Origin of the sequence: Burkholderia sp. BCC1977 (genome assembly GCF_905339595.1) — a bacterium.
Taxonomy (GTDB): Bacteria; Pseudomonadota; Gammaproteobacteria; order Burkholderiales; family Burkholderiaceae; genus Burkholderia.
Map to the genome: position 1 here is coordinate 13,292 of NZ_CAJPGQ010000009.1, position 12,640 is coordinate 25,931.

A 12,640-nucleotide genomic window follows, 5' to 3' on the forward strand; every position below is an offset into this window, starting at 1 on the left:
TGCCGATCATACGCCCGGCCGCGCGCGGCGCGAAATCGCGCAAGACGACGCAAACCGACGCAAACCGACGCAAACCGACGCAAAACGGCGCAAAACGGCGCAAAACGGCGCAAAACGGCGCAAAACGGCGCGGTCAGCGCGGCGCGATCGCCTGCAATGCGGCGAGCATCGTGCTGTCGGGTGTCGCGAGATCGTCGCGCACCGTGAAGTGCCGCATGCCGGGCAGCCAGGCGCGCGCGATCCGCTCGCCGGCCGCTTCGCAGGCGTCCGCGTATTCGTGCGCGTGGCGCACGAGTTCGGGCAGCTCGGCCGCGCCGACCGCGACGACGGTCGGTGCGCCGCGCCCGACATGATGCAGCGGGCTGTAGGCGGCGATTTCCCGCGCGCTGAGTTTCAGCTTGTCGTCGAGCACGCACAGCGAGATCGGTTCGAGATCGACGAGCGGGCTGATCGCGAGCGCCGACACGACCGCCGGATGCGCGCGATGCACGGCCGTCAGGTGGCCGCCGGCCGAGTGACCGCTCAGATGGATCGGTCGGCCAGCGGTGCCGATCCCATCGGGATCGGCCGCGAGATGGTCGAGCAACGCGCCGATCTCGCCGACGATGTCGGTCATCGATGCAGCCGGTGCGAGCGTGTATTCGGCGAGCACCACGTCGAAGCCGCGCGCGAGCGGCCCGGCGGCCGCGTACGCGAAATCCTCCTTCGCGCAGTGCTGCCAGTAGCCGCCGTGAATGAACACGAACAGCGGCGCGTCGGGCCGGCCGCACCGCAGCCAGTCGAAGCGCTGCGCGGAACCCGCGCCGTAACGCAGATCGCGCGGCCCTTGCGTCGCGTCGTAAAGCGCCGCGCTGCGTGCCTGGCAGGATGCGAGCACGGCCGGGAAATCGGGAATGGCTTTCGTGTTCAGGTAGGCGGCGTCGAGCGCCGCGCGGTCCATGCCGCGATAGAGGATCGTCATTCGGGAAGCACCTGGGTCGGATTGCGGATGCGCGGGACGTTCGCGGTGCCCGCTGCGAAGGCGCCGGACGGGCCGGCGCCGTTGCGCCATTATCGGCAGCGCAACCCGGGCCGGCTATCCGGAATCGGCGGGCACGGCATGCGCCTGTCCGCTTTCGGCGGAGGACTGTCGCGCGGCGGGCGCATCGTGCCGGCGCATGCGCGAACGGGCGGACCGGCGCGATGAAGCGGCACGGCGCCCGCCGCTCGCGGCAACCGGAAGCCGCTCAGATCAACTCGGAGATCTCGATCAGGTTCAGGTCCGGGTCGCGCACGTACACCGACCGGATCTTCCGCGTCGCCCCGGTGCGCTCGACCGGCCCTTCGACGATCGGCCATTCGACACGGCGCAGATGCGCGATCACGTCGTCGAGCGGCACCGATGCGATGAAGCACAGGTCGAGCGCGCCGGGCACCGGCACGTGCGCCTTCGGCTCGAACTCCGCGCCGCGCACGTGCAGGTTGATCTTCTGGTTGCCGAAGCGGAACGCGAGTCGGCCCGCGCCGAAGGTTTCGAGTTGCATCTGCAGCACTTCCGTATAGAAGTGCTTCGTCCGCTCCGGGTCGACGCAGGTCAGCACGAGGTGGTCGAGGTGGTCAATCAGCGCCATGTGATTCGCTCCTGTTCACGAGAAAGCCCGCTGCGCCGGCATGTCGCCGGCTTCGGCGCGCGGCGCCGGGTGAAGGTCCGAGCGGCGCCCGGCCTTCAGGATCTGGCTCGGCACGTCATGCCCGATCAGTGCGGGCAGCCGGGCGGCCGCGGCGAGCACGGCCGCGAGGTCGATGCCCGTATCGTAGCCGTCGAGCGCGAGCATGTGCACGAGCTCCTCGGTGCACGCGTTGCCGGTCGCGCCCGGCGCGTACGGACAGCCGCCCAGCCCGCCGAGCGACGCGTCGAAGCGGTCGATGCCGGCGTCGAGCGCGGCGAGCGTGTTCGCGAGCGCCATCCCGCGCGTGTTGTGAAAGTGCAGCGTGAGCTGCAGCGCGGCGAAGCGTTCGCGCGCACGTTCGGCCAGGTCGCGCACCTGTGACGGATACGCCATGCCGGTCGTGTCGCACAGCGTGAAGCCGTGCACGCCGAGATCCGCGAAGCGCTGCATCCACGCGAGCACGGTTTCCGCGCGCACGTCGCCTTCCATCGGGCAGCCCAGCGCGGTCGACAGCGACACGTTGATCGCGACGCCCGTGCCGCGCACCGCGTCGATCACGTCGCGCAGCTGCGCGAACGACTGCTCGCGGGTCATCCGCAGGTTCGTGCGGTTGTGGCTCTCGCTCATCGACATCACGAGGTTCACCTCGTCGACGCCGCACGACAGCGCGCGTTCCGCGCCGCGCAGGTTCGGCACGAGCACCGTATAGACGACGCCCGGTGCGCGCACGATGCCGTGCATCACGGCCTCCGCGTCGCGCAGCGCGGGAATCGCCTTCGGCGACGTGAACGACGTGACCTCGATCTTCGCGTAGCCGCACGCGCTCAACGCGTCGACGAGCGCGATCTTGTCGTCGGTGTCGACGAACGCCGCTTCATTCTGGAAACCGTCGCGCGTCGCGACTTCGTGGATGTGGAGTCGTTGGGGATGCTTGCTCATGTCGTCGTTCCGGTGGCCGGTTCAGATCACGCCGCGCGTGCGCCAGTCGTCGCGCGTCGCGGCATCGATGCCGATCGATTCGAGTACCGCGTCGGTATCGGCGCCGAGCGCGGGTGCGGGACGCGCGACGCGTCCCGGCGTCGCGCCGAGTTTCGGCACGATGCCCGGCACGAGCACGGGCGTGCCGTCCGGCAGCGCGGCGTCGACGATCATGTCGCGCGCGCGGTAATGCGGATCGGCCGCGATGTCCGCGACGTCGTAGATGCGCCCGGACGGGATGCGCGCGTCGTTCAGCGCGGCGAGCACGTCGTCGCGATCGTGCCGCGCGCTCCATTCGCCGATCGCCGCGTCGATGCGCGCGACCTGCGCGACGCGCCCGTCGTTGTGCGCGAGCGCGGGATCGTTGCCGAGATCGGGGCGCCCGATCAGTTCCATCAGGCGCCGGAAGATGCTGTCGCCGTTGCCGGCGATCAGCGCGTACTTGCCGTCGCGGCAGCGGTACGCGTTGGTCGGCGCGATGCCGGGCAGGCTGCTGCCGGCCGCCTCGCGCACGGCGCCGAACGCCGAGTATTCGGGCAGCAGGCTTTCCATCATGTTGAACACGGATTCGTACAGCGCGACGTCGACGACCTGCCCCGTGCCGCCCTGCTGCTCGCGATGACGCAGCGCGAGCAGGATGCCGATCACGCCGTGCAGCGCCGACAGCGAATCGCCCAGCGACACGCCGACGCGCACCGGCGTGCGGCCGGGTTCGCCGGTCAGGTGGCGCAGGCCGCCCATCGCCTCGGCGATCACGCCGAAGCCGGGCCGGTCGCGATACGGGCCGGTCTGGCCGAAGCCCGACACGCGCAGCATCACGAGCCCGGGGTTGATCGCGGACAGCGTGTCCCAGCCGAGCCCCCAGCCTTCGAGCGTGCCGGGCCGGAAGTTTTCGATCAGCACGTCGGTCTCGGCGACGAGGCGGCGCACGACGTCCTGCCCTTCGGGCGTGCGCAGGTCGAGCGCAAGCGAGCTCTTGTTGCGCGACTGTGCGGCCCACCAGACCGACGTGCCGTCGTGCAGCAGCCGCCATTTGCGCAGCGGGTCGCCGACGCCGGGCGGCTCGACCTTGATCACGTCCGCGCCGAATTCGGCGAGCATCCGGCCCGCGAACGGCCCGGCGATCAGTTGGCCGAGTTCCAGCACGCGGATACCGTCCAGGGGTCGCGTCATGACTGTCTCCTGAAAATCGTGTTGTCGATGACGGCGATCATGACGGCGTTCGCACCCGGCGAAAATCGATCGATGCTCAACCCGCCTTTCCCGAACGGAAAGGCACGCATGGCGGCGATCGGGGTGAGCGTCGCGCCGGCACGCAGGCGAGATGGCGCGGCCCTTTCCGCGCGGGAAAGCGCGCTCGCGCAATGCGCAAGCCCGTAACCGCGCGCCGTTGGCAGAATCGTCGTCGTTATGCGCCCGCCGGGCGCCCGTCAGCGAGACCCGCCATGTTTTCCAGCTCCTCTCCCGCGCAGATCGTGTTCCTCGACCGTGCGACGCTGTCGCCGCAGACCGTGCTGAAGCCGTTCCCGTTTTCGCACGCCCTCCGGACCTTCGAACGGACGGCCGCGCACGACGTGGCCGCGCGTATCGGCGACGCGGACATCGTCGTGACCAACAAGGTCCGGCTCGACGCGGCGGCGCTCGACCGTGCGCCACACCTGAAAATGATCGCGATCGCCGCGACGGGCACCAACATCGTCGATCTCGAGGCGTGCGCCACGCGCGGCATCGTCGTCAGCAACATTCGCGGGTATGCGGCGCGCACGGTGCCCGAGCACACCTTCGCACTGATCTTTGCGCTGCGGCGCAGCCTCGTCGCGTATCGCGACGCGGTGCGTGCGGGACGCTGGCTCGACAGCGGACAGTTCTGTTTCTTCGATCATCCGATCCGCGACCTGGCCGGCGCGACGCTCGGGATCGTCGGCGACGGTGTGCTCGGCCGTGCGGTGGCCGGCATTGCCCGCGCGCTCGACATGCGCGTGCGGTTCGCCGCGCACGGCGCTGCACCGGGAGGCGACCATGTGCCGCTCGACACACTGCTGCGCGACAGCGACGTGATCACGCTGCACTGCCCGCTGACGCCGGCGACCCGGAACCTGATCGACGCGGCCGCGTTCGCGCGGATGGCGCGCCGCCCGCTGCTGATCAACACCGCGCGCGGCGGGCTCGTGGAGGAAAGCGCGCTGGTCGACGCGCTGCGGTCGGGGCAGATTTCGGGTGCGGGCTTCGACGTGGTCACGCAGGAGCCGCTGCCGGCCGCGCATCCGTTCCACGCGATCCTGTCGCATCCGGCGTTCATCCTGACGCCGCATGTCGCGTGGGCGAGCGACGAGGCGATGCAGGCGCTGGCCGACCAGCTGGTCGACAACGTCGCCGCGTTCGTCGGCGGCGAACCGCGGCATGTCGTGACGGCGGGTTGAGCGTGGACGAAGCGAAGGCGAACGGCGGCCGGTGTGCGGCGCCCGGCGTCGGCAGCGATGCACCGGCCCGCGGGGCGTGAAAACGCGACGACGCGTTGCGGACGGCAAGCCGCAGCGGGATCGGGGGAAACGGGGAAGGCGGTGTTCAGGCGATGCGCGACCGGAACCGGTGTGCGCGGGTGCGCGATGCGCGCCGCCGGCGCGTGCCGGCCATCGGCCGCGCGTCGGCGGGAATCAGCAGGGATCGGTAGGAATCAGCAGGAATGCGTCAGCGTGAGGCGAGGCTTAGTAAGCGGACATCTCGACGCAAGGATCGACCTTGGACGGCGAGCAGATGACCGAATACTTGGCGCTTTCGCGCATCAGCGCTTCGCCTTCGTGCAGCGCGATCTTGATCTCGGGGTGACGCTCGTACGCGAGGAAGGCGGAGCAGAAGACCGCGGACATCACGACCAGGGAAAACACAAATTTTTCAAGGGATTGGAAACGTTCGGGCATGGTTCGACCTTTCTTCTTGCCCGTGATTATAGCTCGGATTAAGGGTTTTCCCTATATGTCGGCCCGGATACCGAGGATGGCTTCGACCGATACGGGGCCGCGTATGCGCCCTTTTTCCCCGTTAATCCGCGCTTAAGCGCCGGTCGAACAAGATGGGGCACCGGTCGCGACACGTGTGCCGTGCCGGATGCCCTGCTTCTTTCGGAGATCCTGAATATGAAAACCGCCCTTTCGTTGCTCGTCCTCGCCGCCGCGGTCGCGGCGCCCGCCGTGTCGTTCGCGCAGTCGGCCAGCGGCCCCGTCACGCGCGCGGAAGTCGTCGCCCAGTTGCGCCAGCTCGAACAGGCCGGCTACAAGCCGCTGAAAAGCCAGTATCCGGACGACATCCGCGCCGCCGAGGCGCGGATCGAACAATCGTCGGGGATCGGTGCGGATGCCGGCGCGTCGAGCGCGTCGGGGCGCCCGGCGCTGACCGCTCCGGTGTCGCGTACGGCCGGTCGCGGGCGCTGACCGGCGCGCAACCCGCGCGGGCCGTGGCCGTCATCGACGTCAGCGCCGGCGGGTCGCCGGGTTGCCTGCATCGGCATGAAGGAACGGTACGGTCCCGATCGCCGGGACCGTACCCGGAAGACAGCGCGACGAAGGCCGCCGCCTGCGCGTCACTGCGGCGCCGACGCGCCGCTGGCCGCATTGCCGGGCCATGCCTTGCCGATCCTGTCGATCAGCGACTTGGCGGCGCCGGTCGCGATGGCGGCGTCGACGCCCGAGGTCTGCCACGAACCGTCGGCGGCCTGCACGAAAGTCAGGTTCGCGCGCGACGGCGCGTAGTCGCTGTTGCGCCACGTGACCACGACGTCGCACGTGTAGGTCCGTTCGCCGGCCTTCTTGCAGTCGCCGTCGGGTTTCGCGGAAATCACGTCGGCCGACACGGGCAGCGGCTGGCCGAACAGCGCGTTCAGGCCGCCGTGGTTTTCCGCTTCGAGCGCGCGGCGCACCGCGGCGTCGACGTCGCTCGATCCGGGACCGTCGTGGAGCAGGTTGCAGGCGGCAAGCAGCGTGGCGGCAGCGCCGAGCGTCAGCAGCGTTTGAAGCTTCATGGAACTCCGTGGATCGGGTGAACGTCGGCGTCATGCGGCGAGGCCGTGAAACGGTCGCCGAGCCGGTACGCTGCGTAGTCTGCAACGTCCGCACGCCGTTCGCGGTATCCATTTGTAACCAATTGCACGGATCCGGGCGGACAAGCCGACGCGCCCGCACGACGGCCCCGCGCCCCGCTCCGCCGCTGGCGTGTCATGTCGTGACTGCCTACTGCCGCTCCTGCTTCACCCGGCTGACCAGCTGCGTCGGGCTCACGAACTGCAGCGCGATCACGACCCACACGAGCGTGATGGCCATGTAGATCATCGCCATCGCGTCGATCGACTGCGGTGCGCGCACGCCGGTCGAGAACACCGCGTAATACAGCGCGACGACGAGCGTCTGCGTGCTCGGGCCCGCGGTGAAGAAGGTCAGCTCGAACATCCCGATGGTGCGCACCAGCACGAGCAGCCCTGCCGCGAGCATGCCGGGCACCAGCAGCGGCAGCAGCACGTAGCGGAAATAACGCCACGTGTTCGCGCCGAAGATGCGCGCGGCGGCTTCGAGGTTCGGATCGATCTGCTCGATGAACGGCGTCATCACGAGGATCACGAACGGCAGCGCCGGCACGAGGTTCGCGAGGATCACGCCCGGCAGCGTGCCCGCGAGCCCGACCTTGTACATCACGGTCGCCATCGGGATCCCGTACGTGACGGGCGGCACCATCAGCGGCAGCAGGAACACCAGCAGCGCGAAGCGCTTGCCGCGGAACTGCACGCGCGCGAGCGCATAGGCGGCCGGCACGCCGAGCGCGACCGACAGCAGCACGACCGCGCCGACCACTTCGACCGTCACCCACAGCACGCTCGCGAGCTGGAAGTCTTCCCACGCCTTCGCATACCAGTGCAACGTGAAGCCCTGCGGCAGCGGCGTGCCGAACCAGCGCGTCGCGACCGAGTTCACCGCGACGGTCGCGATCAGCAGCATCACGTTCAGCAGGAAGAACGCCATCAGCCCCCACACGAGCGCCTTCCACGCACGGCCGGCGAGACTGCCGCGCAGCTTGCGCGGCTTCATCGCGTTGACGGGCTGCGCGCCGGGCGGGCTGTGCTTCGGCGGCCACGCCGGCGCGGCATGATTGTCGGTCGCCATCAGCCCTTGCCTCCCGTGACCGGACCGGTATAGAAGAAGCGGCGCGCGCCGAGCATCGACGCGACCACCAGCAGCTGCACGAAGCCCATCACGATCGCGATCGCCGACGCGAGCGAATAGTCGTAGCTCTCGAACGCGGCTTCGGCGGCCGCGATCGAGATCACGCGCGTCGGCCCGGCCGGCGCGCCGAGCAGCACGGCCGACGGGAACACCGAGAACGCCTGCACGAACGACAGGCACGCGGCCATCGTGAGCCCCGGCACGAGCAGCGGCAGGTAGATCTGCCGGAACTGCTGCCACGGGTTCGCGCCGAGCGTGGCCGCGGCGCGCGCGAGCGTCGGGTCGATGCCGCTGATGTACGACAGCATCAGCAGGAACGCGAACGGAAAGCCCGACACGATCAGCGACAGCAGCACGCCCCAGTAGTTGTGCGTGAGGCGCACTTCGTCCGTGTACAGGTGCAGCCCCTGCAGCGCCTGCGGGAACCAGCCGTTCGGGCCGAAGTACGTGAGCATCCCGTCGGCGACGAGCACGGTGCCGAGCGTGACGGGAATCACGAGCAGCGTCGTGACGAACTTCTGGTACGGCGAGTTGCGGCGCAGCGCGAACGCGACGGGCACCGAGACGCCGACGTTGATCAGCGTCGCCGGCACCGCGAGCTTCAGCGTGACGAGCACGGTCGGCCACATCGCGGTGTCGGTGAAGAACTGCATGTAGTTCGCGAGCGCGCCGCTGCCGTTCATCGGCTGGAACGACAGCACGAGGCCGTACGCGAACGGATAGATGAACAGCGCGACGATGAACGCGAGCGCCGGCGTGACGAGCCACGCCTTCGCGTCGCGCGGCGCGCCGCCGGTCGCGAGCGCGCTCATGCAGCCTCCCGGGGGCGCGCTGCCGCGCACGCGGCGCGGCGGCCGTTCATTGCGCGTCTCCCGCATAGACGAGCGTGCGCGCCGGGCTCACGCGCAGCCGCAGCCGTTCGCCCTCCGCGAATTCGCCGGCGACCCGCGCCCAGATCGGGCCGAACGGCGCGATCGCGCGGATGAGCGAGTCGCGGCCGCCGTACTCGACCGTTTCGACGGTCGCGTCGAATGCGTTGTCGGCGCCTGCTTCCGCGCGTTCGATGTCGTCGGGGCGCAGCGCGACCACGACGTCCTTGCCGTCGAAGCCAGCCATCGGCACGCCGGTGACGCGCACGCCGGCGGCGGCGACGTTCACGTAGTCGCCGGCCATTCCTTCGAGCGTGAACGGCAACACGTTGCGATAGCCCATGAAGCGCGCGACGTGCAGGTTGTGCGGGCGCGTGTACACGTCCTTCGGCGACGCGACCTGCTGCACGACACCCTCCTTCATCACGACGATCCGGTCGGCCATCGACAGCGCCTCGTCCTGGTCGTGCGTTACGTAGATCGTCGCGCGTTCGAGCTGCGTGTGGATGCGGCGGATCTCGGCGCGCATCTCGATGCGCAGCTTCGTGTCGAGGTTCGACAGCGGCTCGTCCATCAGCACCAGCGGCGGCTCGATGACGATCGCGCGCGCGATCGCGACGCGTTGCTGCTGCCCGCCCGACAGCTGCCCGGGCAGCTTGCCCTCATGGCCGACGAGCTGCACGAGCTCGAGCGCCTGCTGCGCGCGCCGCCGCGTTTCCTGCTTCGGCACGCCGCGCATCTTCAGCCCGAAGCCGACGTTCTCGAGCACCGTCATGTGCGGAAACAGCGCGTAGTTCTGGAACACCATGCCGAAACCGCGGCGCTCGGGCGGCAGCACGTCGATGCGCGTGTCGTCGAGCCAGATGCCGCCGCTCGTGAGCGGCTGCAGCCCGGCGATGCAGTTCAGCGCGGTCGACTTGCCGCAGCCCGACGGGCCGAGCAACGCGATGAACTCGCCGCGCCTGATGTCGAGATCGAGCCCGTCCAGCGCGGCGACCTGCGCGCCCTCCGCATTGGTGAAGCTGCGGCACACGCCGTCGAGCCGCAACCGTTCGAAACTGTGCTTCATCACGCGCACTCCGTCGGCGCGGGCGCCGCGGCGCCCGCGGGTTCATCCGTCATTTCGACTTCTGCGACCCGATCTCGCGGTCCCACTTCTGGAACGCGGCGACCATCGCCTGCGCGTTGAGCGGCTGCACGTGCGGACGGTCCGCGAGCAGCTTCGCGTATTCGGGGCGGCCGAATTTCCGGATCACTTCCTGGCTGTGCGCGGGCGCCATCTCGAGCGTCACGCCCTTCACCGCCGGGCCCGGATAGAAGTAGCCGTCGTCGTAGGTCATCGCCTGCTGCGCCGGTTCGAGCAGGAAGGTCATCAGCTTGAACAGCACGTCGAGCTTGTCCTTCGACACGCCCTTCGGAATCACCAGGTAGTGCGCATCGTTGACCCACGTCATGTTGTCGAACGCCTGGATCCGGAAGTCGGCCGGCACGATGCCGAGCGCGCGCGGGTTGAGGTCCCAGCCGGTGACGGTCACGGTCATGTCGCGCGTGCCTTCGCCGAGCTCCTTCATCACGGCCGACGTGCCGCCCGGGTAGTACGGCACGCAGTCGTTGAGCTGCTTCAGGAACGCCCAGGTCTTGTCCCAGCCGTTGATCGGATCCTGCGGGTTCTTGTCGCCCAGCACGTACGGCAGCCCCATCAGGAAGGTCCGGCCGGGGCCCGAGTTCGCCGGGCGCGCGTAGATCAGCTTGTTCGGATGCGCCTTGCACCACGCGAGCAGCTGTTCGGGCGTCTTCGGCGGGTCGCCGACCTTGGCCGGGTTGTATTCGAGCAGCGGGCCGGCCGGCATGTAGGTCACCTCGAGGCCGAAGCCCTGGGCGAGATCCTGCATCTTGCGCGGGCCGGGCGCGTACCGGTCGAGCACGCCGGGGAATGCGCCCGCGTTGTCGGGCAGCAGCTTCAGCCACAGATTCTGCTCGATGCCGGCGGCCAGCGCGTCGGTGCCGGTCAGCACGAGGTCGATGTCGGTGCGCCCCGCCGCCTGCATCGCCTTGATCTTGCCCGGCAGCTGCGGCGCGGGCGCGTTCGTGAACGTGACGTTCGCGACGAGATTCGGGTTCTTCTCCCTGAACGCCTCGATGGCCTTCTGCGTGAGCTGCAGGTTGCCCGCGACGTCGACGACATTCAGCGACACGGGCGCCGCGACGGCGGCCGCGGCCGGCAGCGTCAGGCCCAGCGCCAGGGCGATCCGGCGGACACGGCGCGCGATCGTGGTGGTGTTCATGTCTCCTCGCTTCGGTCGGTGGATGGGACCTTTCTTTCGGGAAATCATGACGGCGTTATACGATGTCGGTCAACAAAAAACCGACCGGCGCGGGGCGGGAATTTCCCTAACAAAAACCTTCCGGAAACAATTCGCCCCGTTCGATCGAGTGGGTTTCCCGGATCATCGAAATGAAACAAACGACGTGTGTTAGGACGTCGTATGTCAACGAGAGGCAGATTGAAGCGGGTTTGGCGACGCATGGCCAAACGATACGTCACCGCGACCGGACGCCAGGATGGCAATCGAGTCAATGCGCCCCGTCGAGTGATCAAGGGCGGCTGAAAAGCGGACGGATTGACGCGACGTAGTCAGCGGGACAGGGACAGTTCCCAGACTGCACTGAAATACTCGGCCAGTTCCTCGCTGCTTACGCTGCCGTCCGCCACATCGACCATAAGATCTTCGAGATCGGCGCGGCGAGGAATCGTGATCCCTTGCCGTTCCATATACGTCAATGCACAGGTGAGGCCGGTGCGTTTGTTGGCATCGTTGAAGACGTGCCCGCGCGCGATGGCGACCGCTTAGGTCGCGGCGATACCGAACACGTCGTCGAGGCCCGCGTAATGGGCATGATTGTCGACCCGATGCAGGGCGGCCTCGACACCGCCCCGGCCAGCATGAGCAAATCCGCTCAGGCCGCCAAGGTCCCGGATGATCTCGTCATGAATCGTGATGACGTAATCAAGGTCCAGCAAATCAACGATCCTTCAACGCGATCAGCACGTCTCTATGTTCGGAAATGACTTTTCGGGCGGCGCGAAGCACGTCGCCTTTCTCGGTTTCCGTTGAAGCCTTGACCTCCGCCGAGGGCCGGATGATCGTGCGGGGTTTCAGTTCAACCCCGTACAGCGTCTTTCTTTTGGGGGCCATGACAGCTTTCCATCCTAAAAGCGCGAGTAATCAGCCACTTGCCTGCGCTCGAACCAAGCGGCTGCGTTGCCGGCAATCATAGCACCCGAAGAGGCGCCGAAGCGCCCGAACGATGTGGGTGATGTCAGCCCGTCAAGCTGTAACGGCTTCTACCAAGCGCTGCTACCTCGTCGATCAGCCGCTCCGCGTCACTCCACTCGCCGAACCCGGATGCCGGGTTCAGGTGTCCGACTTCGCCGAGATCGACGAGCCGGCTGCCCCACCCCGCCGCCAGCGCCTGCGTGCGTTCGAAGCGCGCGAGCGGATCGTTGCGGCTCGCGGCCACGATGCTCGGAAACGGCAGCGGCCGGGTCGGCACCGGCGTCCAGCCGTGCGCGTCGAGCGCATCGGGTGCCGGATAGCCTGCGGGCATCGGCGTATCGAGATCGGCCGGCGCGGCGAGCAGCGCGCCTTCGATGGCACGCGAGGCGCGCAGCGCCCAATGCACGGCGATCATCACGCCCGCGCTGTGCGCGACGAGAATCACGGGGCCGTCGATCGCGGCCAGTGCCGCATCGAGCGCCGCGACGCGCGCGGCGCGGCTCAGCTTGTCGGCTTCGAGCGGCGCGACGGAACGCGCGTTCGGCAGGCGTCGTTCGAGATGCGTCTGCCAGTGGTCTTCGACGTGGTCGCGCAAGCCGGGCACGATCAGGATGGTGGGCGGGGTCGCCAGGGTCATGCAGCCTCCGGGAGGGTTCGGT

The 12,640-nt window shown here is 68.6% G+C and carries 17 protein-coding genes; 3 read left to right on the forward strand and 14 right to left on the reverse strand.

The window, feature by feature from the left end:
* Nucleotides 1-133: 133 nt before the first annotated feature.
* The 4 genes from U5771_RS10120 to U5771_RS10135 all read right to left on the reverse strand — a co-directional run bounded on the left by U5771_RS10120 (nucleotide 134) and on the right by U5771_RS10135 (nucleotide 3,800).
* The gene (locus tag U5771_RS10120; protein ID WP_322023828.1) at nucleotides 134-961 is read right to left on the reverse strand and encodes an alpha/beta hydrolase; all 828 of its coding nucleotides are present in this window, start codon (nucleotides 959-961) and stop codon (nucleotides 134-136) included.
* 265 nt (nucleotides 962-1,226) lie between these two features.
* Nucleotides 1,227-1,610, reverse strand: coding sequence for a VOC family protein (locus tag U5771_RS10125; RefSeq protein WP_138847695.1), 384 nt, complete (start codon nucleotides 1,608-1,610; stop codon nucleotides 1,227-1,229).
* Between the two features lie 15 nt (nucleotides 1,611-1,625).
* Nucleotides 1,626-2,588 (reverse strand): hydroxymethylglutaryl-CoA lyase, encoded by a 963-nt coding sequence (locus U5771_RS10130; protein WP_322023829.1) that lies wholly within the window; start codon nucleotides 2,586-2,588, stop codon nucleotides 1,626-1,628.
* Between the two features lie 21 nt (nucleotides 2,589-2,609).
* Nucleotides 2,610-3,800, reverse strand: a complete 1,191-nt coding sequence (locus U5771_RS10135; protein WP_322023830.1) for a CoA transferase — start codon at nucleotides 3,798-3,800, stop codon at nucleotides 2,610-2,612.
* Nucleotides 3,801-3,827: 27 nt separating this feature from the next.
* Between U5771_RS10135 and U5771_RS10140 the strand changes: the two genes are divergently transcribed.
* Nucleotides 3,828-4,007 (forward strand): hypothetical protein, encoded by a 180-nt coding sequence (locus tag U5771_RS10140; protein ID WP_322023831.1) that lies wholly within the window; start codon nucleotides 3,828-3,830, stop codon nucleotides 4,005-4,007.
* A 65-nt stretch (nucleotides 4,008-4,072) separates the two neighbouring features.
* A complete protein-coding gene (locus U5771_RS10145) occupies nucleotides 4,073-5,047 on the forward strand; it encodes a D-2-hydroxyacid dehydrogenase (RefSeq protein ID WP_322023832.1) in 975 nt (324 codons plus the stop codon).
* A gap of 285 nt (nucleotides 5,048-5,332) precedes the next feature.
* Here the strand turns inward: U5771_RS10145 and U5771_RS10150 are convergent, their stop codons facing one another.
* Entirely contained in the window at nucleotides 5,333-5,545 is a 213-nt protein-coding gene (locus U5771_RS10150; protein ID WP_059467484.1) for a hypothetical protein, read from the reverse strand.
* Nucleotides 5,546-5,761: 216 nt separating this feature from the next.
* On the opposite strand from U5771_RS10150, the gene U5771_RS10155 reads away from it, so the two are divergent.
* Complete coding sequence (locus tag U5771_RS10155) at nucleotides 5,762-6,055, forward strand: DUF4148 domain-containing protein (protein ID WP_322023833.1); 294 nt, start codon at nucleotides 5,762-5,764, stop codon at nucleotides 6,053-6,055.
* A gap of 149 nt (nucleotides 6,056-6,204) precedes the next feature.
* Here U5771_RS10155 and U5771_RS10160 read toward each other — a convergent pair whose 3' ends face one another.
* The 9 genes from U5771_RS10160 to U5771_RS10200 form a co-directional block, all read right to left on the reverse strand.
* Nucleotides 6,205-6,642: a hypothetical protein gene (locus tag U5771_RS10160; RefSeq protein ID WP_322023834.1), complete on the reverse strand. Its 438-nt coding sequence runs from the start codon at nucleotides 6,640-6,642 to the stop codon at nucleotides 6,205-6,207.
* A gap of 208 nt (nucleotides 6,643-6,850) precedes the next feature.
* Nucleotides 6,851-7,774 (reverse strand): ABC transporter permease, encoded by a 924-nt coding sequence (locus tag U5771_RS10165; protein WP_124521752.1) that lies wholly within the window; start codon nucleotides 7,772-7,774, stop codon nucleotides 6,851-6,853.
* On the reverse strand, nucleotides 7,774-8,646 hold the full coding sequence (locus tag U5771_RS10170; RefSeq protein WP_322023835.1) for a sugar ABC transporter permease: 873 nt from the start codon (nucleotides 8,644-8,646) through the stop codon (nucleotides 7,774-7,776). Before U5771_RS10170 ends, U5771_RS10165 begins: the two co-directional genes overlap by 1 nt.
* A gap of 46 nt (nucleotides 8,647-8,692) precedes the next feature.
* Nucleotides 8,693-9,772: an ABC transporter ATP-binding protein gene (locus U5771_RS10175; RefSeq protein WP_322023836.1), complete on the reverse strand. Its 1,080-nt coding sequence runs from the start codon at nucleotides 9,770-9,772 to the stop codon at nucleotides 8,693-8,695.
* Between the two features lie 49 nt (nucleotides 9,773-9,821).
* Nucleotides 9,822-10,988, reverse strand: coding sequence for an ABC transporter substrate-binding protein (locus U5771_RS10180; RefSeq protein ID WP_322023837.1), 1,167 nt, complete (start codon nucleotides 10,986-10,988; stop codon nucleotides 9,822-9,824).
* A gap of 350 nt (nucleotides 10,989-11,338) precedes the next feature.
* A complete protein-coding gene (locus U5771_RS10185; RefSeq protein ID WP_322023970.1) occupies nucleotides 11,339-11,542 on the reverse strand; it encodes a type II toxin-antitoxin system death-on-curing family toxin in 204 nt (67 codons plus the stop codon).
* Between the two features lie 9 nt (nucleotides 11,543-11,551).
* Nucleotides 11,552-11,725 (reverse strand): hypothetical protein, encoded by a 174-nt coding sequence (locus U5771_RS10190; protein WP_322023838.1) that lies wholly within the window; start codon nucleotides 11,723-11,725, stop codon nucleotides 11,552-11,554.
* A gap of 1 nt (nucleotide 11,726) precedes the next feature.
* Nucleotides 11,727-11,900, reverse strand: coding sequence for a hypothetical protein (locus tag U5771_RS10195; RefSeq protein WP_322023839.1), 174 nt, complete (start codon nucleotides 11,898-11,900; stop codon nucleotides 11,727-11,729).
* 124 nt (nucleotides 11,901-12,024) lie between these two features.
* Nucleotides 12,025-12,618, reverse strand: coding sequence for an RBBP9/YdeN family alpha/beta hydrolase (locus tag U5771_RS10200; protein WP_322023840.1), 594 nt, complete (start codon nucleotides 12,616-12,618; stop codon nucleotides 12,025-12,027).
* Nucleotides 12,619-12,640: the final 22 nt, after the last annotated feature.

Coding starts and splice junctions, on each gene's coding strand:
- U5771_RS10120 (WP_322023828.1), bottom strand. CDS start 961: ATGACGATCCTCTATCGCGGCATGGACCGCGCGGCGCTCGACGCCGCC.
- U5771_RS10125 (WP_138847695.1), bottom strand. CDS start 1,610: ATGGCGCTGATTGACCACCTCGACCACCTCGTGCTGACCTGCGTCGAC.
- U5771_RS10130 (WP_322023829.1), bottom strand. CDS start 2,588: ATGAGCAAGCATCCCCAACGACTCCACATCCACGAAGTCGCGACGCGC.
- U5771_RS10135 (WP_322023830.1), bottom strand. CDS start 3,800: ATGACGCGACCCCTGGACGGTATCCGCGTGCTGGAACTCGGCCAACTG.
- U5771_RS10140 (WP_322023831.1), top strand. CDS start 3,828: ATGACGGCGATCATGACGGCGTTCGCACCCGGCGAAAATCGATCGATG.
- U5771_RS10145 (WP_322023832.1), top strand. CDS start 4,073: ATGTTTTCCAGCTCCTCTCCCGCGCAGATCGTGTTCCTCGACCGTGCG.
- U5771_RS10150 (WP_059467484.1), bottom strand. CDS start 5,545: ATGCCCGAACGTTTCCAATCCCTTGAAAAATTTGTGTTTTCCCTGGTC.
- U5771_RS10155 (WP_322023833.1), top strand. CDS start 5,762: ATGAAAACCGCCCTTTCGTTGCTCGTCCTCGCCGCCGCGGTCGCGGCG.
- U5771_RS10160 (WP_322023834.1), bottom strand. CDS start 6,642: ATGAAGCTTCAAACGCTGCTGACGCTCGGCGCTGCCGCCACGCTGCTT.
- U5771_RS10165 (WP_124521752.1), bottom strand. CDS start 7,774: ATGGCGACCGACAATCATGCCGCGCCGGCGTGGCCGCCGAAGCACAGC.
- U5771_RS10170 (WP_322023835.1), bottom strand. CDS start 8,646: ATGAGCGCGCTCGCGACCGGCGGCGCGCCGCGCGACGCGAAGGCGTGG.
- U5771_RS10175 (WP_322023836.1), bottom strand. CDS start 9,772: ATGAAGCACAGTTTCGAACGGTTGCGGCTCGACGGCGTGTGCCGCAGC.
- U5771_RS10180 (WP_322023837.1), bottom strand. CDS start 10,988: ATGAACACCACCACGATCGCGCGCCGTGTCCGCCGGATCGCCCTGGCG.
- U5771_RS10195 (WP_322023839.1), bottom strand. CDS start 11,900: ATGGCCCCCAAAAGAAAGACGCTGTACGGGGTTGAACTGAAACCCCGC.
- U5771_RS10200 (WP_322023840.1), bottom strand. CDS start 12,618: ATGACCCTGGCGACCCCGCCCACCATCCTGATCGTGCCCGGCTTGCGC.